At 59.8% G+C, this 18,933-nt stretch carries 19 protein-coding genes; 2 read left to right on the forward strand and 17 right to left on the reverse strand.

Annotated features, from left to right (window positions below; all coding sequences use genetic code 11):
- Positions 1 to 435 precede the first annotated feature (435 nt).
- On the forward strand, positions 436 to 1,269 hold the full coding sequence (locus KIO76_RS09875) for a hypothetical protein (protein WP_213323044.1): 834 nt from the start codon (positions 436 to 438) through the stop codon (positions 1,267 to 1,269).
- A 273-nt stretch (positions 1,270 to 1,542) separates the two neighbouring features.
- On the opposite strand, the gene dcd is transcribed toward KIO76_RS09875, so the two are convergent.
- From dcd to KIO76_RS09905, 6 genes are all read right to left on the reverse strand, one after another.
- Entirely contained in the window at positions 1,543 to 2,190 is a 648-nt protein-coding gene (dcd, locus tag KIO76_RS31735; protein WP_213323046.1) for a dCTP deaminase, read from the reverse strand.
- On the reverse strand, positions 2,190 to 3,416 hold the full coding sequence (locus tag KIO76_RS09885) for a hypothetical protein (RefSeq protein WP_213323048.1): 1,227 nt from the start codon (positions 3,414 to 3,416) through the stop codon (positions 2,190 to 2,192). Before KIO76_RS09885 ends, dcd begins: the two co-directional genes overlap by 1 nt.
- Positions 3,413 to 3,832 carry a hypothetical protein gene (locus tag KIO76_RS09890; RefSeq protein ID WP_213323050.1) on the reverse strand — a complete coding sequence of 140 codons (420 nt, stop codon included), beginning with the start codon at positions 3,830 to 3,832 and terminating at the stop codon, positions 3,413 to 3,415. Before KIO76_RS09890 ends, KIO76_RS09885 begins: the two co-directional genes overlap by 4 nt.
- Positions 3,833 to 4,093: 261 nt before the next feature.
- On the reverse strand, positions 4,094 to 4,330 hold the full coding sequence (locus KIO76_RS09895; protein WP_213321404.1) for a hypothetical protein: 237 nt from the start codon (positions 4,328 to 4,330) through the stop codon (positions 4,094 to 4,096).
- Positions 4,330 to 6,930, reverse strand: coding sequence for a phage tail tape measure protein (locus KIO76_RS09900; RefSeq protein ID WP_213321405.1), 2,601 nt, complete (start codon positions 6,928 to 6,930; stop codon positions 4,330 to 4,332). The genes KIO76_RS09895 and KIO76_RS09900 overlap by 1 nt, the downstream gene beginning before the upstream one ends.
- Before the next feature lie 145 nt (positions 6,931 to 7,075).
- A complete protein-coding gene (locus KIO76_RS09905; protein ID WP_213321406.1) occupies positions 7,076 to 7,381 on the reverse strand; it encodes a hypothetical protein in 306 nt (101 codons plus the stop codon).
- A gap of 60 nt (positions 7,382 to 7,441) precedes the next feature.
- Here KIO76_RS09905 and KIO76_RS09910 point away from each other — a divergent pair, with 60 nt between their 5' ends.
- Entirely contained in the window at positions 7,442 to 7,954 is a 513-nt protein-coding gene (locus KIO76_RS09910; RefSeq protein WP_213321407.1) for a DUF6756 family protein, read from the forward strand.
- Between the two features lie 376 nt (positions 7,955 to 8,330).
- Here KIO76_RS09910 and KIO76_RS09915 read toward each other — a convergent pair whose 3' ends face one another.
- From KIO76_RS09915 to KIO76_RS09965, 11 genes are all read right to left on the reverse strand, one after another.
- Complete coding sequence (locus KIO76_RS09915; protein WP_213321408.1) at positions 8,331 to 8,993, reverse strand: hypothetical protein; 663 nt, start codon at positions 8,991 to 8,993, stop codon at positions 8,331 to 8,333.
- Between the two features lie 41 nt (positions 8,994 to 9,034).
- Complete coding sequence (locus KIO76_RS09920; RefSeq protein WP_213321409.1) at positions 9,035 to 9,724, reverse strand: hypothetical protein; 690 nt, start codon at positions 9,722 to 9,724, stop codon at positions 9,035 to 9,037.
- 8 nt (positions 9,725 to 9,732) lie between these two features.
- Positions 9,733 to 10,218 (reverse strand): hypothetical protein, encoded by a 486-nt coding sequence (locus tag KIO76_RS09925; RefSeq protein WP_213321410.1) that lies wholly within the window; start codon positions 10,216 to 10,218, stop codon positions 9,733 to 9,735.
- Between the two features lie 278 nt (positions 10,219 to 10,496).
- Positions 10,497 to 11,783, reverse strand: coding sequence for a hypothetical protein (locus KIO76_RS09930; RefSeq protein WP_213323052.1), 1,287 nt, complete (start codon positions 11,781 to 11,783; stop codon positions 10,497 to 10,499).
- A gap of 89 nt (positions 11,784 to 11,872) precedes the next feature.
- Positions 11,873 to 12,082, reverse strand: a complete 210-nt coding sequence (locus KIO76_RS09935; RefSeq protein ID WP_213323054.1) for a hypothetical protein — start codon at positions 12,080 to 12,082, stop codon at positions 11,873 to 11,875.
- Between the two features lie 32 nt (positions 12,083 to 12,114).
- Entirely contained in the window at positions 12,115 to 12,648 is a 534-nt protein-coding gene (locus KIO76_RS09940; RefSeq protein ID WP_213323056.1) for a hypothetical protein, read from the reverse strand.
- A gap of 71 nt (positions 12,649 to 12,719) precedes the next feature.
- Complete coding sequence (locus tag KIO76_RS09945) at positions 12,720 to 14,201, reverse strand: AAA family ATPase (protein ID WP_213323058.1); 1,482 nt, start codon at positions 14,199 to 14,201, stop codon at positions 12,720 to 12,722.
- On the reverse strand, positions 14,198 to 14,566 hold the full coding sequence (locus tag KIO76_RS09950; RefSeq protein WP_213323059.1) for a hypothetical protein: 369 nt from the start codon (positions 14,564 to 14,566) through the stop codon (positions 14,198 to 14,200). Before KIO76_RS09950 ends, KIO76_RS09945 begins: the two co-directional genes overlap by 4 nt.
- A 382-nt stretch (positions 14,567 to 14,948) precedes the next feature.
- Entirely contained in the window at positions 14,949 to 15,650 is a 702-nt protein-coding gene (locus KIO76_RS09955; protein ID WP_213323060.1) for a glutathione S-transferase family protein, read from the reverse strand.
- 43 nt (positions 15,651 to 15,693) lie between these two features.
- Positions 15,694 to 17,250, reverse strand: a complete 1,557-nt coding sequence (locus tag KIO76_RS09960) for an FAD-dependent monooxygenase (protein WP_213323061.1) — start codon at positions 17,248 to 17,250, stop codon at positions 15,694 to 15,696.
- Positions 17,251 to 17,476: 226 nt separating this feature from the next.
- Positions 17,477 to 18,763 (reverse strand): porin, encoded by a 1,287-nt coding sequence (locus KIO76_RS09965; protein ID WP_213323062.1) that lies wholly within the window; start codon positions 18,761 to 18,763, stop codon positions 17,477 to 17,479.
- Positions 18,764 to 18,933 lie beyond the last annotated feature (170 nt).

The following is an 18,933-nucleotide window of genomic DNA, read 5'->3' on the forward strand; positions in this document are numbered from 1 at the left end:
TGGTTTAGCCATTACCCTGAGCGGAGCTGAGGGTAATTCCGCAACTGGAATTTCTGGTCAACTTGACCAGGAATTAAGTCGCCACTACGTAGTGGCAAATCGTCCGAAATTTCCCAACAAAATCAATGACCGTGCGTTAGGCCGTTTCGGTGGCGAATTGTTTTTGGTGTTGTGGGCCGAGCGTCTTTAGTTTTCCCACCATTCTGGTGTCTAGAATCTGGACACCAGAATCTCCAGCGCCCTCCCTCGCCTTCTTCCGCTTCCACGCCGAGAAGGCGGAGGCGGCCCATGCGGCTGCAGAGCGGATCAGGGGTAGGATGCAGCTTGCGGCCGAGAGCATAATTGCCATAGTCCGTGAGGACGGGATCCGCGACGGCATCCTAGGACTTTGCCCTCGCTCGAGAGCAAGCCGAACGGTAACAGACGGAGGTATCTTTGACCATCGTGGCCTTATGGTATGAACAAGCAGAAGGCTTGCTGTGGGCCGCTGCCGACACACGGATCAGTGCGAACAGTTCAACGGTCACCGACAGCGGCTCCAAGATTCTCGTGTTACCTGTGGTCTGCCGGCAGATGCTCGACTATGGGCTTGGCAAGAGCCCATACCGTCAGACATCAATTGGTTTCGCTTTCGCCGGAACCGTCTCACCTGCGCTTTACACGCACGCGATCGCCTCCACATTTCTACAAAGCCTCATCTCGCGCGGGCCGGATTGCAAGTTTCCAACACCGCAAGTTCCATTTGCCATTGACGACGCCGCCTCGCTGTGTGCGAGGATTGGAACTCAATTTTCTAAAGACTACCTCAGCACGACAAACGGGCGGCTCGGCTGGTTCGAGGCAGCGGTCTTTGGATGGTGCTGGCGTGAACAGGGATTCCGGGTATGCCATCTCACACAACCAGGGCGGCCCAGTGGCGATCCAACCATCTTGGTAGAATCCATTGACCCGATGAAGAAACGTACCCCTGTAATTCTAGGCCAAGCCGATGAATACAATCTCCATATGGAAAAATTTGCAACGAATGGCGACCGACATGGGCGCACTAGCCGCGTACCAATTCTCGTAATCGAGAGCGCGATCAGCCGCAATACGAGTTTGACCGTCGGAGGAAGCATCTCGTTGGCTACGGTAGCAAAAGAGGAGGGGGTCAACGTTCTCTGCAGGGTGAGCAATAGTTCGGTTCTTGAGTACAATGGAGTTTCACTTAATGGGGCCGACGGCATGGTCGGTCAGCATTTTTTTATTGGAATGAGGGGTATGGCCTGAGCAGGCCTAACCATCCTATCCCTTCCCGCACCGCGCGCGAAAAGGCTAGTTCAATATACTGTCGCTAATCGCAACAATTGCGACAAGCAGACCGCCCCCCCGCTTTTCCGAGGTAATGTCAAAAGCGACCGGCAAAAGCGAGAGGGCGGTGCAGGAGCGATTGGCCACGGAACTCAACACCTCTTTGACTAGGTATCGAGCGCGCAATGAGTGGCGCCCGACCCTACGGGACGGCCCTCAAACGAAACAACCGAGCATTTATTTTCTGAGTGCTTACTCCCTGAACAAGTCAGATTGGAGGGCCGTGGAATCTTTTCGCTCCATGGCCCGCCTCACAAACGAATCTAGAACATACGGCCCGAAAGTCGGCTTTCTTCGGCCTCCAACGGAGGTCTTATTATTTCCCGACGATCCGCGAACTTCATGGAAGAAAATCTGACATATGCGCATTCCAGGCACTAGCGCGATCGGCACTTCGCCACAATTTGATAATTCGAGAGTAATACAACCTGAGAAACCAGGATGGAGCCCGGCAGCCGTCTCAATCACAAGGCCACGCCTACCGGTCGTCGACTTGCCCGTAATATAGCCGCCTAAAGTTGGGGGAACACGTATCCACTCAAGCGTCGCCGCGAGCACGAACCGGCCGGGGTGAACTACAAAACGCTCGCCAAACGGTACGTAGTACATGCGCCCCTCTTCCGCTTCAAAATGATCAGCGTCGCGAGTTTGGCTCAAGTTTATTTGGCTTGTCCGGCTCTGCTGGATAGCTAAGAACCACCTCCCGAGGCGCAAATCGACGGACGCGGCACCATCTGGCATTGTGCCCATCTCTGCCGGACCGGGAATAATGTGAAGGCCAGCATCTGGTGCCTCCTTCGCACTGTTAAGCAGCTCATGTATTCTGGCGGAACCGAGCATCAGTCTCTCATTATTTTTCTGATTTCACAAAGCTCAATTGATTTTAAAGAAAGATCGGAAATATATTCAATAATAGAACGTCCCTGGAGAGAGTATTGTTTCTGATTATCGGAGCGAAACACTCTCCATCCGGCGTTTATAATGTCGCCAAGTGATGCCTCACCATCGAAGGGTATCCCTATGCGAAATCGCTCCTCCACTTCAACAGTCGTCGATATTTTTGGTGTGGCAATTGGCTGTGACGCAATAATACCATGCGCCGCTTCGTATAAATTATCAATAAATTTCGAAACTACAGCGTCGGCAATTTGTGTTACGAATTGCAAGCGCGGATCTCGGCTCGCATCGTCTGCCAAGAAGTGGGCTTTGCAATCTCCCACATCGACGGAAAATTTCGCGTTCGTATACTCGGCGATCATCTGAGCGCGCGCGAGCGTGTCAGGGTATGATAGAGAACGAATTCCTGACAACCGAGGAGCAACCAGATACTGGAAAGCGTAAAAATAACTCTCCCCGAAAAGAGAAAGCCCGATAAAATCGGAAAATATCTCCTCGAATTGTGCAATGCAAGATTGGTATATTTGTGACTTTATGTATTGAACGAACATATCCTGATCGAGATCGGCACCCTTGAGATCTGGAAAGGACACTTCAAAATCCGACCTCCTCTCGGTAAGAACGCCATCAATTCTGTGTTTTATGTCCTTTTCGTAGGAATCAGAAATACGCCGCTTCAACCAGATTGTGTGGCCCAACTCATGCCCAGCTGCCGGGAGAACCAAGACATTATCGGACTCTGAAGCAGGCAGGCCGATCAGGATGAAATCTGGAAGATCTTCCAGAGTCTGAGGATATGTAAATGGAACGTAGCTCCATTCAGATGAAAGAATTAGGTGGGCACTTTCACCAACGAGATTCTTTGATATTTCTAAAAAAGGCGCGTAGAATTCAAACGCGCTTCGAACGCTCGTCGATCGAGTTATTATCCCGACAATATCAGTTACGCGCGAGATAAGAAAATTTGCGTCGCGATAAATACTCGTTTGAATTGATAGGGAGAGCCCCTCAGCTTCTGCGACTCGGCTGCGAGTCCGTTTTATTTTATAAAGTAAAAGTCCGAGTGCATCTCTTCCATCTGGATAAGAATAGTCAGCTCGCCTGGCAATCTCTATCTGCCTCTCCAGCTTTGTAAGCTTCGAGTCGAATATCAGGCGAGCTATATTCATAGGTACTGCCTATGAAATCGTGTCGAATTACTTGCGATCCGGTCGATGCGAGAGTTCAATAGAGAGTCGTGTAGGGCAAGACAGAAATCCCTCAATAGTTCAAGATCTGCGGGCGAAGCGTCATCCTTTTCAACCATTTTTTCCGTAATTTCTTTCAATCGCGAAAAAAAATCGTTCTTGGTTGATGCGAAACCGCCACGAGAGCCGGAAAGAGCGCGATCATAGGCAGGCAACAGGGTCAAATTTGCCGATAGCTTACCTTCTCCTAGCCTCTGCGCGAGACTCTCCAAGGCATCGAAGACGGGGGCGCCCCCTTGAAGATGCCGATCAATTTCGATAGCAGATTCGAGGGCCAAATCCCCCAAATCTCTGGATAGAGTCGGCGGGCTGGACAGGCGATATGTGTCAGCGTGCATGGCGAACTCCTAGATCCAGACACAATTGCAGTTGTGTAACACGAGGGTTCATCTTGTTCCAAGGCATTAGCGCGCAGGGTATCCGATTCGATGCCCCCAGTGCTGCGGCGGTTTCAGTTTGATTTAGGGGCAGTGGGAGTCATTCCAGCCCCCACACGCTAGCCACGTCCAGGGAGGGCCTGCACCCGTAGATCTGGTCAAGGGGGAGGACCCGAGGGTGTGGCACATCCGCCACACCCTCGGTCGGCCATCGTCCCAAAATCAGGCCCGCTTCCAGGCGGCGAATGCCGCCTCCATGGCGTGCTGCCGCACCGTCACCGCGGTGACAGCGTCAAGCCGCCCCTCGAGCCCCGCGAGGGCCTCGTCTATGCCTTCCTCGAGGTCGACCATGTCGCCGACATTACGCGGTGAAAACGAGCCGTGGAGCGTAGCCCGTGCCGCCTCGGCCAGCACGAGCGCCTGGCCGAGCGAGCGAAACACATCGGATAGTTCGGACATCATTGATTCCCGTCATGAAGCGAGCCGTCTTGGCGGTTTTTGAAACTGGATCCGACTGCCCTGCCCATCTCGGCCTGCGCTTGCCGCGACGCAGGGCCGATCAGGGAGATCTTCCGCAACAGCCGATCGACGAAGCTTTCCGCATCCGCAAATGAGGACACGTCCACTTGCGGCCGCGCCACGACGTCAAGGGACGCCTTGATGTCATTGCCCGCTTCCTCCGCCTTGGCCTTGGCCTCGTCGAGGGCCGTCGTGTCGACGGTGGGGGCGGCGATCGGAATTGGCTGTGTTGCAGGTACATGCGGCCCGCCCTCCGGCACTGGCTTGCCGCCAAGGCTTTCCGGCCTTCTGGGGGGAAGCGGTGCCGGCGCGGTCTCAGGCGCGGGCATGCCGTGCCTACCAAAACCAAACGTGGTCAGTCCCGAACCAACCGGTTCGGCATTGTCCATGCTGCCCCCGCCCATGACGTCGCGCAGGCGCTCTTGGGAGCGAACAACGGCACGCAATGCCGCGAGTTCCTGCTGCATTTGGGCGTTGCGCTGCTCGGTACGCCTGACGACTTCCTCGAGGTGCGACAGCTCGGCTTCGGCGACGTCACGCGCCATATATCGGCCGGTCTTCTCATCGAAGACGACACGATTGCCGCCAGCGTCGGCATTGCGCTTCCGCAAGCGGTCGCGCTCGTTGACCATCTCACGCTGCTTGCGGAAATGCTCCTCGATGGCCGCCTCGCGGCCCTTCCGGGCCGCCTCGTCGCCGGTCTCCCCGAGCCAACTATCCAGCCCCTGGCGCCACACCCTGCCGCTTAGCCAGGGCGCGTTTCGGTCAAACCAATTATCGCCCCCAACGTCATCCAGGACGGGCGCGCCCATGTCGATCTTGCCATCCGGCCGAAGGCGCCCTTCAAGCTCGGCCGCTTTTTTCAATTGGGCGTCGTACCGTCCCAGCACGCGCTGAAACAGGCTGTCGCCCTTCTCGATGCTGTCGACGAGGCTGTTGACCTCTTGCGCCGCTCCACCGGCGATCACCTTGAACGCGTTGCCGGCACGGGCCGCGAGGACGTCGAGCGCCTGCGTCGCGCGGGCAATCTTGTTGACGTCCGTGTTGATGGCGGTATCGAAGTTCTTCTGGACCGAGCCGAGGTACTTGGTCCGATCGGCGACCATCCCGAGAATCCGGTGCAGGCCTTCCATATTGCCCGTGAGCCGGGCAATATCGTCGCCGTACTCTTTCCCATAGATGTCATTTAAGATGGATGCGCGCTTGAGCGGATCCTTGATCGCGGTGATCTTTTCGAGCAACTCCAAAGTCGTTTCCAGAGGTTTCTTGACGAAACTCTTCTGGAACTTCTTGATGTTGATGCCGAGCGCCTTGAAGCCCTCTTCGGCATGCTTCGTGAACTCTGCACCGAGCGTGAGAGAATTCACGAGCGCATTGAAGGCGGTGGCGGCCACGTCGGTACGCGTGCCGATTTCCTTGAATGCAGCCCCGAAGGAGATGACCTGCTCGGCGGTGAAGCCGGCTTGATCACCGACCGCTCCCGCCCTGCGAATGAACTCCAACAAGTCCGGTTCGCTCGCCGCAGCGCCATCGGCAACGGTGTTGACCGCGTCACCGATCTCTTCGATACGAGCCTGGTGGGCGCGGAAAATGTTTCCAAGCTCGGCCAACGCCTGGCCGGTATCCTCCGCCGTCGTGCCCCATGCGGTCGTTGCCTTTGACGCATATTCGGTGAAGCGGACGAGCTCATGCGCGGGCCGGCCGGCAAAGCCAGCCGAGGCGAGCATCGCGCCGATCTCCTCCTTTGTCTTGCCCGTCGCGCGCGCGATATCGAGCACCTTTTGCTCGTATGCCTTCAGCGCTGCGCCGCTGGCATCGGTCGCGCGTGCGACTTCCGTCATCGTCTTCTCGAGCGAGAGCGACGACTCAGTCACCTGCTTGATCGCGAAGCCCGCACCGGCCGCGCCGAGCAGCGGGCCGCCCATCCCCACGAGGACGCCACCCGCGGCACCATAGGCCGCAGAGGCCGCGCCGCCACGGACCAAGGGGGCGTGAGCCGAGGGCGCCATATGATGCGCCCTTGCCTCCACACGCTTCTGGAACGACAGTGACGTGTTGGTCTGGTCGATCGCCGACTTCAGGCGCCTTTCGGCCGCCGCAAGCTTGTCGATCGGCACACCTGCCGTCTCCATCGCCCGCTTGGCGGCGACGATGGCGGTCCTCTGGCGCTCAAACGCCTGAGCGGCACTCCGCACTTCCCGTTGAGCCCGTGCGAAGGCCGTCGCCATCTTTTGTGTCGGCTTGTCCACGGCCGCCATCTCGCGCGCGAGACGCTGCACTTCAGTCTGAGCCGATCGGAAGCGCGTCCGCGCCGCTGCGAAGTCAGCCTGGATGCCGCGGAAGGACTCGACCTTGCCGAGTTGGCCCTGCAGTTTACCAAGGTCCTGCGACAGGCGTTGCACTTCAGCGGAAGCGCCGCTTAGCTTCTTCAGCCCCTTGCCGGCGTCGCCCACTTTACCAAGGGCGCCGGCGGCTTTGCCCGCCGGTCCCGAGAGCTCGTCTTTGAGCTTCAGGACCAGATGACTGGTTTTCGTTGTCATTAATCAGCGCCTCTATGTTGGGCGGCGGCCTCCGCCCACCAGGCCACCAGTTCTTCCCATGGCCATGTGAGCATCTCGGACCGCTGCTGCCCGAACACGCGGGCCACGACCGTCATGATGGTTCGGGAAGTTCCGGGCCAGGCTCTCAGGCCACGGCGTCCCTGAACCGCCGGGGCAAAAAATCCAGCGCGACCTTGTTCACCGCTTCCGCGTCATCGTCGTCGAGGTGGTCAAGCACCACGTCGGGCACGTCGAACATCGGAAAGCGTGGCGCCGGCTGGTCAGCGTCGCGAGCCGCGGTCAGCGCCTCCGCATAAGCGGAGACCTCGGCCACCGTGAGCCGGCGGACGGTGACAGCGTCGTAACGAACGCCGTCAAGTTCGAGAGGATATTCGAGAGCGACGGTCCGCGAGCGGGGTTTCCCGCCCACGAAAGTGGGTGTAGCGGTCATGAGAGATCCTGAAATGGAAATGTCGTTGTGCCCGTCCGGCCAAGCGATCATGGTGACGGGATGACGCGAGCTGAATTCCAGCGAACAGCAAAGCCGCATCTCATCGCGGATGTGCGGCTGTACTCGACTGCGGAGGTGACGTTGTACGATCTAGTCGCTGATGTTCGTGCCTCTGTCGAACGTCATTCGATGGTCGAGATGCCGGTCGACCAAGCCGCTGATTTTGTTCACGCTGCCAAAACAACGTTCCTGAAAGAAGATGTGGGATGGGGTTGGTGGTGGGAAAGCCTGTCGCAGCCAACATTCCACGTTGTTTATCAGGCTAGCCTATACTCTTCAGTGTTGCTTCCGGCGCTACTCGGCCCCAAAGCACAAGTGGTCTTGATCGTTCCGACAGGGACCCCTCGGCAGGCCACGCCCGCGTTTACGGGTACGGCTGAGGAACTGGTCGAGGTCTTGAATGACCTTCCAATGTTCGAGTTCGTCATCGTCGATCCGCATCTCAAATGGATCATATGCGATATGCACGATGGCGTGCTCTGCTTCTGCGGTGCCGTAACCGTTGCAGAATAACTGATCCGTATTGATCCGGGCTGGAACCCAGTGCGCTGAATCAGCCTCTTCTCCCCCGTGTGCTCATTTGGCGGATGAACGGGCTGCGGACCCAGTGCGCACGGGTCCGCACGGTGCGCACCTTCGTGCGCATCCCGGAATCCTTGGTGCGCGCCATGTTTGGCCCAGAGGTGCGAACCTCGGAATCTAGGCTAGAGCTAGCGAAATTAGGGGCTGCCGCCGCCGCGCCCCCCGTCGGGGTGGTGGCCAAGGACCCGTGAAACAGGATGTTTCACGGTCGCCGTCGGGTCCTTCCCCGCGGGGGTGCGCACCGCGACGGCGAGGCATCCCGACGAACGACCGGCTGCAGAATTCTCCTGGGGGGTTCCGCTTCCGCCTAGACGCGCGGGAGCGCGACGCGGATGAGGTCCTCGCTGTAGCCCATCGAGGTCCACATTGGGGCGTGGCAGCCGCCGGGGAGTAGGTCAGGCGGGATAAGGCGGCGGATATCTTCGTCCTGCATGATCCGGTCTTTGTGTAGCTCGCGCGCGACCGTCTGGATCGTGCTGAATACATCGGGCCGCGTTACGAGATCGATCGCGCGCTTTTCAAAATGCCTGTAAAAGGCCAGCGCGGTTGCATCACTTGCTCCTGGTTCACCCTCGAAAATTGCCGCGAATGCGCGGCAGTTGTCACAGCTCCGGCGCTCTCCTGCGCGCGCGGCTTCGATGTGGAACCGAAGATAGTCCGATTCCGGCCGCCATATGTGCCGCCTCAGCCACCCCTCTGCGAGCGGACCGGCAAGAAGGATCACCACGTCCTCATGATTAAAGCTTGGCCCAGGCGGCCGGCCGTGGCCTGACGCGAAGCGCGACGAGATATCGACACCGCATGACGTAATCATCCACCCCAGCAACAAGGCGACGACTGCATGGCCGGCCTCGTGAGTAGCAATGGGCCAGAGGTGGGAGGTGCTGAAATGCGCGGACCGATCCGCCTGCCTGGCGAATGCACCTTCGCCCTGAATCTGCCCCATCTCATGCGGTGGCGCATCACCCAAAAACGGCTCTTTGCAGCGTGCGCAACAGAACTCCCCGCACATCATCGGCGATAGTACTCAGGTGCGTCTATCCTCGCCAATTCAGCGTCAGTCAGGCTGCGACCGATCACGTTCCCAGCAAACCAGCCGTCGCAAACTCCTTCGACCCGCCGCAAGGTGGACACCAGCACTGAGTGGCGGCTGCGTGGCGTCATCCCGTGAAAATCCTGTGGCAACGGTAGGGCGTCTCGGCGATGCTCGACCGCCTCAAGCTTCTCCGCCTCCCAACGACCGGCTTCCGCAAGCTTCTGGTTTACCGCAGCCACCGCCGCCTCCGCCTTTTGCAATCGCGCCAGCAGGGCGACAATTGTGTTGGCGGCCGGTGCGTATTCTTCGCGCAACGCGCGGGCAACGGCCTTCGCCTCCGCCTCAACAGCTTCTTTTTCGGCCGTCAAAGCTTGCTCGGCCTCTCGCTCGAGCGCTTCGCCGTGCCTGATCTCCAGTCGGCTGACCAGAGCACCGGCCCGGTCGAGCTCGACACGAGCATCAGCGAGCGCGTCGTGGGCGGCACGTGCTGCCTTCGGGCTATCCAGCAGGGCATCGCCATAGCCGGCCTCGGCCGTCGCGAGCGCGCTGGCCGCGGCGCTATATTCCGCGCGGGCCTTATCGAGGCTTTCGGCGATGATGGTGGAAGTCGCTTTATCATCGCGCGCGACCGAGATCAGCGCAGCGAGACTGTCGAGAATTTTCATAGGGATCCTCAATTGAGGGAAGCTGCGCGGGTCAACGCGGCGGAGACGATCGGATCGAGATGCAGAACCAGAGTGCCAGCGGGATTGGTCCGGTTGCAGGCCGCGGCGATGATGCGGGAGTGCGCGGTGCCTGGCGGGGCGCCAACGATCTGCGGGGGAGCGCCTGGCGCGGCGACTAGATAGGTGTCACGGCCGGCATAAAGCTCGCCTGGCTCCCGCCGAAGGAACGCACCATCCTCATCGAGGCCGTCGCGCTTGTCGCTGAAGTGGTATGCGAGGCGGACAGCCCGACCTGTCATAGCGCCCGCACGAGTCAGCGCGCCAACAATTGCAACTTGCGCAAGCCTGCGTTTGCCCAGGAGCGCGGCGTGCCCTTGCCCCGCTGGCGGGGTGTCGCCTTCCCCGAGCGCGAGGGCGCCGCGCTGCACCCATTGACAGAGCGCGCCCAAAGGCACGCCCGTCGCCTGAGCGACGACGGAGAGTGTCAGTTGCATGGTGAAATCCTGTTTTCGATGAATGACGTGATGGGGAAAACAAAACACCCGGCTTCCGCCGGGCGTGAGTTTGCCAATAGAGCGAGGGGGTGCGAACCGGCGGTGAGGCCGGACCGCCGGTTCGCTATCGGCCTGCTGTCTCCGGACGGCTGGCCGAATGAAAAAAGCCGTCCGGAGGCGGCTTGGAACTTGTGGGGAAATGGGGCCGGTCCCGTGGGAGCCGGCCCAGGCGTGCACCTATCCCTAATAATAAAGGGAGCAACTCGATGGTTCAGGTACTATGCCGCAGAGCGTAGGCACCCGCTCAACTCTTCGTTATCGTTCGCAGCGGCATGCTTGTTGTTCAGATTAGAGAATGCCCATTGCAGCAGTTCCAGTGCAATGCGCAACTTGGCTAAGCCTTCGGCCTCCGCGCGCTTGTAAGTTTTGCCGAACGCCTCGCCGATTTCCCGCATCGTCGCGCCCTCACAGGCCGCCATTCGCATCACGTCGAGCATATCTCGCCCCATAAGATGCCTGAGAAGGCGAAGGTCGTGCTTGGCCGCGAGCCTGTCGAATGGTTCCATGGCAAACTGTTTGGCGCCATCTTTGCGTGACGGGTGACACATGCGCGTCCAGCCCATAACGGCGGCGTCTCGCTGTTCTGCAGTTCGGCTATCTTTTGGCTTGCTATCCCGGAGGCGCCCATCCGTAGTTGGGCGCCAACGCCCGTCAGCACAGCGGATCTCAAGTCGTGCGATAGTCCGCCGCTGTGATGATCTTCCGGCCACCTTTTGACGAAGCGTGATGCAGTGATTGATGCGCACGCGCCCTTCCCGCGCCATCGCAACCAAGGCTTCTGGCGTTGGGCCTAGATCCAGGTAGCGGTCGAAGCCAAAACCCGAAGGAAGGGTTTTCCTGGTCGGCTGCTTTGGATCGTCATCCCATTCTATTTCGCCGCAGAGGTCGATAGCGGTCGGGTCAATACCAGTGACCTCGCCATCCTCGCCGCCATCTGTCGCCTCATCTTTACAATCGTCGGGCTCGATACTGGCGCAAGGTGAGTGGAGCGCCAGCGGATGGAGGGTGGCGGCGTCATATAGAAGAACGAAGCGCTCCAGCGCTTGGCGGGCCATTCGATTCTTATGCGGAGTATCGAACAACTCGTTATTGTTCGCGCGCTCCATCGCCGGCCACGAGCGAGCCTTGCGGCCGGAAAGCCCTGCTGGCGCGGCCACCTCTCTTGGCACATCAATGCTGACGGACCGGCCATTTGCTCCACGTTGTCGCGACAGGATGAAGTCAATACCGGGCTCATCGCGGAGAGGTATTTCGATCTCTTTGCCACGGCCGTCGCGAACGAGACGAGCGGGCTCGTCCGGTGCAGGCCCCCGATCGGGCTTTGCCGTCCATCGCTCGGCAATGAGCGGGCGGGAGAAAATTGTACGTGTTGATTTTGGAATAGCGTGAGCCTGCGGGGAGGCCGCGATAGATGTCAGGGAAATGTGCACTTGATGCTCCGGGTGGAGCTTCGGGAAGGGCTTCACGGTTCTTATTGATTTTAGGCCGGTCGTGATCTTTCGCACGGGGCCGAGCGCAAGGTAGCCGGAGACGGCGACGTGGTCAAGCGCAACTTGGCATATTGCACAGGAGCGGGGTGCGTGTCAAATCGGCCTCATCGCGCCATCCTGCGGGCGCCCTCGTTCCAGTTTGTCGGGTCGGTGCAATAGACGGACTGAACCCGGTGGATGGACCGCCCGCCCAAGAGGTCTTCTGCGATGACGAGCAGCATATCGGTGTCAGTGATCCCGACGACCCGAACCGGCCAATAGTCGGCATCGATCTTTGCGAACCCGTCGAAGGGCTCGGCGAGGGGCGTGTTCATGTGGTGCTCCAATCCATGGGGAGATGGGATGTCTACTCGACGCTTCCTGGCGGAACCTCGATCCACTGATTGTCTTGATTGATCCGATACATCTTGACGGTCACGTGAGGCAGGATGGCAGCATCGACAACAAGCGCATCGACGCTGTCACAGCCGTCCAGTATTCGGCGGGCAAGGCGGTGGTGGCCGTCCACCAGCCTCAGATGCTTTCCGTCCAAGAGCATCAGGACGGGTTCGTCTCGTCTCTGAATCGGCATCTTCTTCACGAAGTGACGATCGATGTCCGATGCGGCGATGTGAGACCGCATAGCGTCATCTATCGGGAAGGCATGGTAGATAGGGCTTTGGTTGGCGATCATTCTCATGACCTTCGAGACGTTGACCCATCCAACATCTGAGCCCGCAAAGACCTCATCATTAGCCCGCGAATTTCTCCACGCGACCCAACCCGTGGGGGACGTGTGACAGTAGCCATTTCCGTCTTCGTGAGCCTCGTAGTTGGGTAACACAGTCTCTGGAGACACATTCTTAAACGGACGCATCGCTCCCCCCTGGAACATGATCATGCGCGCGTCAGTGTTGCGTCGTGCCTATATAGGCACCGACGCACTGACGCAGACTGTTTCGCGTGGGTGCGTTAGTCGCCTGCGTCAGTCACTGACGCACTGACGCAAGGTCCTCCGATTGGTACGATGAACTCTCGGAGATGACGTGTCTTGTCGAACTTCTCAACGGCCTTCACCTTGACGTCCTTCCAAGCGTTAAGGATGCGGCTTGCACGTCGCCGAGCAGACTTATCCCTCGGATCAAGGCCAAGCTCCTCCATCACGACCATGCCGGCCCAATCGGGCGACCTACTGTTCTCTCGATACTCGCCGCCCGCCAGCCGCTCCATGATCGCGGCCTCGACCTCTGGATCGATGTCGGGCATCGCGGACTGCTCAGGCCACCGCCATTCGGTCACAACGCCGACCTCGTCGCCGCGGTCGAGCTGACCAACACCGTTGCCCAGCGCAACAGAAACCATTTTGCGCCACTGCCCCGGCCCGCCTTGGCGCGACATGTTGGACTTGCCCGTCCCGCCGCCTATGCGGAAGTAGTCGAAGCGGTCTTCCGGCGCGATGCCGGCCGACTCGGCCTCTGGCTTGGACATGGCGTTGATCACCCGGACGGAACGCGCCTTGTCCTTGAGCGACCCGGCCCCTCGACCGTCGTCAGCCGTGATCTCTCCACGTTCCTGCGCCTTCCGGACGTGATGGATCAACTCGACGGCGGCGTTGGTCGCGTCGGCGACGCGGACCCACTGCGAGGCCGCCTGCTGAATTTTTCCGTTGTCGTTCTCTCCAACGGTGTGGGTCGACACGAAGGGGTCGACGATAAGCGCGTCGATGCTTCTTTCGTGGATCTGCTCGATCAGCGACGACACCACGGGCTCGACGATGCGCGTCTGTCTCCCATCCTCGTGCAAGACCACAAAATCCTGATCACGGCCGGAATCAAGAAAGAGCCGCTCCTCGAGTGCGGCAGGATCAAGGTTGTAATGGATGGCAGCGGCAGCGACGCGCCTCTGCAGTTCCTCCAGGGGGTCCTCGCAGTTGACCAGCCACACGCGTAGCGGTGTATCGGGAGCGTCGCCGAGCAGGATACGGCCCGTCACCATCGAAAGCGCCTCGACGACGGCCTGGGCCGTCTTTCCCGACCCGCCGGCTCCGAAGGTCGTCGTCATGAACCGCCGTATATAATGTCGGCCATAGAGAAACTGCCGTTTCGGAATAGCGCTCGGATCGACCCATTTGAAGGGAGTCGCGCGCACCCCGTTGGCCATCGTCCGCACGCCGCCGGTCCGGGCGATCCAGTTATCGTTGGCGGCCTCGCGAATTGTATGGACTTTGACCGGCGCGTCCCGCAAGCGGCCCGCCGCAAAGCTTTCGAGGTGCAAGCGTGACTTCGGGCTCCCGGCGTCTGGATGGATGGCGAGGCCATCTGACACGAGCATGATGCTCGCCGCGCATCCGTCGATCTGGGCCCCGGTCAGAAAGTCGTCATGAAGCGTCCCGCCGAACTCCGCTTGCGCTGCAGCCAGCCAAGCGTGCGGTGTTTGCTGCGCAGGTTCCGTCACGCGGCCACCCGCAGATTTTCGAGATGGCCACGAACAAGCCCAACGATCGCCTCACGGGCGCTACGATCGAAATATGAGGTGGGCATTCGGTCCCGATTCGAACGGGGCGACCATACCCCGAAGTCGCCGCGGGCGAGTTCTACGAGGGCTAAGTTTCGGATCTGGATTCCATTGACAACGAGGTCAAAGCCGCAGATGACCCGAGCGCCCGAAGCGGTCGGTTGCGGATCGGGATTAAGTGAAATGGAGCGAATTTCCATAGCCATCTCCACCCGTTTTCGTTTTGAAAACGAGGTCATAAGCATTTGAAATGTATAGGCGAGAGGTGGGGGCGTTTTGCAGGGAACCTGAATAATTTCAGGCATCAGCCCCTATCTACGAATCTGGGGGTCGGGAGTTCGAATCTTCCCCGGCGCGCCATCGACTTAGGTCGGATCTGCTTCGCTTGTGTTACAGGCCTTTTTGCAGATTCGTTGCCGGTACCCTCTCCAATTTGCCAAATGCAGTCCCGGCAAGTGAGCCGGTGCGGATCAGATATTCCGTCAGCCCCGCGCACATTGGCATGTGTCTTGTGTCCTCGGGACGGTGTAGCCGGCTTCAGTCAGCAGGGGAACCGTATGCCGCGAATCTCGTGGAAATGGACATCTATGACCGTCGTCGCCTCAGCCGTCTTATCCCACTCATCCGTGAAATAGCCGTTTGATAGCCCTTCGGTGATGTGGGAGGGTCGGCTTGCCTCCACCGGGTTCAGGCCGGTTGGCAACCGATGTCCGCGTGAATGCGCCGACAATGGCCGACGAGATTGGCGTGACGCGTGACGAATTGCTTCAGCGGCGTTTCGATGGGGTAGAAATAGATGTTTGCGATGAATCCGTAGATGCCGGCATCGAAGCTCGTCGGCGTCGGTCCGAACAGATAGCCCTCGGCGGGAACGAGGTTGGCCAGTACGCGGAGGTCCGCAAGACCCCGCGCATAGGCAGCGGGCGGAGCGTAGCGGCCGATGCCCTGGAAGTGGTAGCGCTGGGCGTTGAAGTCTTTTGCGTTGCGCAAGTCCTCATCCGTGAGACCGGGGTGCTGATGCTGCAGGGCATCGCGGAAGAGGGGCCAGAACGCCTCGTCCTTCCAGCGGGAATATGAGATGACCCAATAGAGGTCATCGAGCATGCGGATTATCAGATGTCCGGTGTCGCGCTCGGAGGGCGTGAGGCCGGCGTCAAGGCTGAGCCCATATTTTGCGGTGACATGCGCGATGATCGCATCGCTGTCGCCTATCGGCTCGCCGTCGTCAACGATATAGGGCAGTTGCCCGCGCGGTGCGGCCGATGCGTCGAAGACGTGCTCGTGTACAAAGGGCACGCGCGCGAGCCTCAGGAAGGCAAAGACCTTAAGGCCGTAGCCGTTGTTGTCGGCGACGCCGAACAGTTCTGGATAGGAATACAGCGTTATCACGGCATCTCACCCCTGAGCGTCGTGCCGGCGTGGAGCATCCAGTTTACGCGACCGCGACAGACATCCCTTTGGTGACATCTGAATCCCGCGGCAAAAGGTAGGATGCCAAATGCGCATCGAGCGCGTCGATCGCGATGTCGTCAAGCGCGAGCGCCCGGAAGCCGATGAAGCCATCGGGGCGGACGAGGATGGCGCCCGTGTCGGAAACGCCGGCTTCTTGAGGCTCCAGGCCGATGCTGCGCCCATCGATGATCGAGACGGCGTGCTGCCAGCGTGCACCAAGACTCTCGCGGCTCGGCGCGTCGCCGAAAACGACGAGGTGATGACCCGTTCCGCTGAGGCGATGCCAGGCCGCAAGGCGCGTGCCTGTTGCATCATCGGTCGGCTGCGGTGCGATCAGCGTGCTTCCAGCATAGCATACATCGAGCATCGACCGCTTTCGCAGGGTCAGGAGCACCTCAGCCGGGCTCCCAGGTGGCAGCGACGGCGCGGGATCGGTGACGCACTGGGCGACGAGGCCCATGACGAAATTGTGGATCTCATCTGAGACTTCGAGGACGTGCTGGTCGGCCATTCCTCTCTCGACGGCATAGCTGTCGAGTATTGCCGGCTTGGCGGCGCCTTGGAGAACCAGGGCGAGCTTCCAGGCAATATCAGCCGCGTCCATGAAGGCCGCGTTGATCCCCTCGCCACCCAGCGGGCTCGACATATGCGCCGCGTCCCCGAGGAGGAACCGTCGGCCGTTACTCAGGCTGGGAACGGCGCGCTTGTGCATCCTGAAATAGGATGCCCAACGCAGATCCTGCATCCCTACGTCGGCACCGACGCGCGCGTTGAGCAGCGCGCTGAGTTCCGCCTCGTTAGGGAGCGCATCACGCACATCGTCGTCGTCGCGGTTGACGAAAATCAGCCAACGATCATCCGGAAGCGGCGATATCAGGACGAAGCCAGCACGCCCGACAATGACGCGGCCATGGCCTGGGGGTGTGGAAAGCCCGAGCGCCACATCCGCGACAATATAGCGTCCGTCGTAGGTTTCACCGACGAGATGCTGCCCCATTGCGTGTCGCGTGATGCTGTGCCCTCCGCCGGCTCCCAGCACATAGGCCGCGCTCAGGGTCTCCTTGCGGCCGTCGACCTCGATGGTCACGTGAACGCCCGCCTCATCCTCGTCGATCGACTTGACGTCAATGCCGTATTCGATCGCGATGCCTTCATTCGCCAGGTGCTCGCGCAGGATGGCCTCCGTGCGCCACTGCGGCAGGCTGCACTGAAACTCGTATTTGCTGCCGATGCCGGCGAGATCCGCCCGCGCGAGTTCACGCAGGCCCGGCCCGAGAATTTGAATATGCTCGATGCGCGTGCCGGCCGCGAGAAAAGGATCGATCAGACCGCCGCGATCCAGGATCTCCAGGACAGCCGGCTGGATAACGGTGCCGCGTGTTTCATGGTGCGGCGCGAGTCTCTTCTCGACGATACGAGGCCTGACGCCATGGCGCAGAAGTTCCGAGGCGGCAAATAACCCGGCCGGGCCGCTTCCCACGATCAGAACCGTGTCAGGGACCGCAGCTACGCCTTGCCCACCGGAACGCAGTGCCATCGCTTTTGCCCCCGCAACAGATCTGTTCTTGGATGGTCTGTTATGACTGGCGTGTATACCGCAGTTCAGCAGGGTTTGCGAGCCGGCCCAGCGCTCTGCAACGCCGCAGCACGCATGCGCATCGGGGATCGAGTCTGGACCAGACGAGGAAAAGGCCGGTACCACGGGGGTACCGACCTCGTGAGGCCCTGCGGCTGGCAATCGCCAGCCGGTAGCTATGGAGGGCTTAGAAATCGCGCTGGAAGCGGATGCGGCCCTGCCACTGATCCTCGGAGCCCTTCTGGTAGACACTGTCATTCCAGCGGCGGCTCGGATCGAACTTCGCGTACAGGACTTCGACGCCGATATCCATCGCCTTAACCGGCGACCAGATCAGGCCCGTGCCGGCCTGATAGATCTTGTAGTCGCGGAAGATGGTGTTGTTCGTGACCTTGCTGCTGTAGTCGACTTGCCAGAAGCTGCCGAACAGGGTGGAGCGCAGGCTGGGCGTCCAGTAATGGATGAGGTTGCCGAGAACGTTCCAGCCCTTGGTCTTCTCGATCTGGCCGTTGACGAGAACCGCGTCTGCGGTGGGGATGTAGGCGGACGTGTAGTTGCCCAACGTCGGTCCGGTGATGCCGAGATAGTTGAGGCCGCCATCAGCATAAGCCGCCTGCAACCACAGCGCGTCACCCGCCGCAAGCGCGGGCAGATTGATCTTCACGCCGGCCTGAATGGCATAGCCCCATTCGGTATCGACGCGGCTCGAATTGTTGTAGCCGTAGAGCGCGCCGGAATTGAGCTGACGCACGGCGCCTGACAACTGGGCCGAACCCCAGCCCTGATCGACGCGGAGCGCGGCGACAACGTCGGGCATGCGCTCGCCGGCGATGTCGTAGTACTCTCCACCGACGTTGCGCTGGTTGCGGTCTTCGATGGCGATTGTCGCCGAGAAGCCCTGGCCGAAGGTCGCGGTATAGGCAAGCAGCTGGGTGTTGCCATTGTCCGAGCCCATGGATGTGCCCGGCGCCGAGGCGAAGTTTGCTGCTGTGGCATAGAAGTCGAAGAACGACTGGGCGACACCGGCCGTGATGCCGGCGAACTGGATGAACGCCTTATCGAGGTTCGAGTTCGTCGAGCTGCCCTGCGGGCCTTCGTAGCTCGCGCGGAACGCACCCGAATCGCGAGTCAGCTGAAAGCGGAAATATGCGCGGACCGTGCCGAATTCCGAGGACGTGCGCGTATCGACGTCGAGCTGGCCACGACCACGAAAGCCTGTGGCATCACGGTAGCGGCCTTCACCGAAGCCATTGTTGAGCGGCTGCTGGTACATGAACTCGGCGCGGACACGGCCACCAATCTTAATGCAGGTGTCGCTGCCGGGAATGTAGAAGAATCCCGCGCCATGCACGGAGCACACGCGGACGTAGTCGACGGGTGCGGCCTTGGTCATGGGAAGATCGGCAGCTTGTGCTCCCGCAACGGCGGCAAAGCCAGCAGCGCTGCCGAGCAGAAGGCTCTTGATCAGCTTCATCGTAAATCTCCGGTGTCCAAACTTGCTGCAGAGCGCTTGCGTCGTGCAGTTCATCTTAGGTTCACCAGAACGCGAAGATTGGCAATTGCATTGCGGCAGATTAGCGGCAATCAAATCTATTAGAGCCACAGGTGTTGTCGACGAAACACAATTAGTTAGCATAATCAATT

The organism is Chelatococcus sp. YT9, assembly GCF_018398315.1.
GTDB lineage: Bacteria > Pseudomonadota > Alphaproteobacteria > Rhizobiales > Beijerinckiaceae > Chelatococcus.

Bases quoted from the DNA above. Each gene is read 5' to 3' on its own strand.
- dcd (WP_213323046.1), bottom strand. From the start codon at position 2,190: ATGCTCGGTTCCGCCAGAATACATGAGCTGCTTAACAGTGCGAAGGAG.
- KIO76_RS09885 (WP_213323048.1), bottom strand. From the start codon at position 3,416: ATGAATATAGCTCGCCTGATATTCGACTCGAAGCTTACAAAGCTGGAG.
- KIO76_RS09890 (WP_213323050.1), bottom strand. From the start codon at position 3,832: ATGCACGCTGACACATATCGCCTGTCCAGCCCGCCGACTCTATCCAGA.
- KIO76_RS09895 (WP_213321404.1), bottom strand. From the start codon at position 4,330: ATGTCCGAACTATCCGATGTGTTTCGCTCGCTCGGCCAGGCGCTCGTG.
- KIO76_RS09900 (WP_213321405.1), bottom strand. From the start codon at position 6,930: ATGACAACGAAAACCAGTCATCTGGTCCTGAAGCTCAAAGACGAGCTC.
- KIO76_RS09905 (WP_213321406.1), bottom strand. From the start codon at position 7,381: ATGACCGCTACACCCACTTTCGTGGGCGGGAAACCCCGCTCGCGGACC.
- KIO76_RS09910 (WP_213321407.1), top strand. From the start codon at position 7,442: ATGACGCGAGCTGAATTCCAGCGAACAGCAAAGCCGCATCTCATCGCG.
- KIO76_RS09920 (WP_213321409.1), bottom strand. From the start codon at position 9,724: ATGAAAATTCTCGACAGTCTCGCTGCGCTGATCTCGGTCGCGCGCGAT.
- KIO76_RS09925 (WP_213321410.1), bottom strand. From the start codon at position 10,218: ATGCAACTGACACTCTCCGTCGTCGCTCAGGCGACGGGCGTGCCTTTG.
- KIO76_RS09935 (WP_213323054.1), bottom strand. From the start codon at position 12,082: ATGAACACGCCCCTCGCCGAGCCCTTCGACGGGTTCGCAAAGATCGAT.
- KIO76_RS09940 (WP_213323056.1), bottom strand. From the start codon at position 12,648: ATGATCATGTTCCAGGGGGGAGCGATGCGTCCGTTTAAGAATGTGTCT.
- KIO76_RS09950 (WP_213323059.1), bottom strand. From the start codon at position 14,566: ATGCCTGAAATTATTCAGGTTCCCTGCAAAACGCCCCCACCTCTCGCC.
- KIO76_RS09960 (WP_213323061.1), bottom strand. From the start codon at position 17,250: ATGGCACTGCGTTCCGGTGGGCAAGGCGTAGCTGCGGTCCCTGACACG.
- KIO76_RS09965 (WP_213323062.1), bottom strand. From the start codon at position 18,763: ATGAAGCTGATCAAGAGCCTTCTGCTCGGCAGCGCTGCTGGCTTTGCC.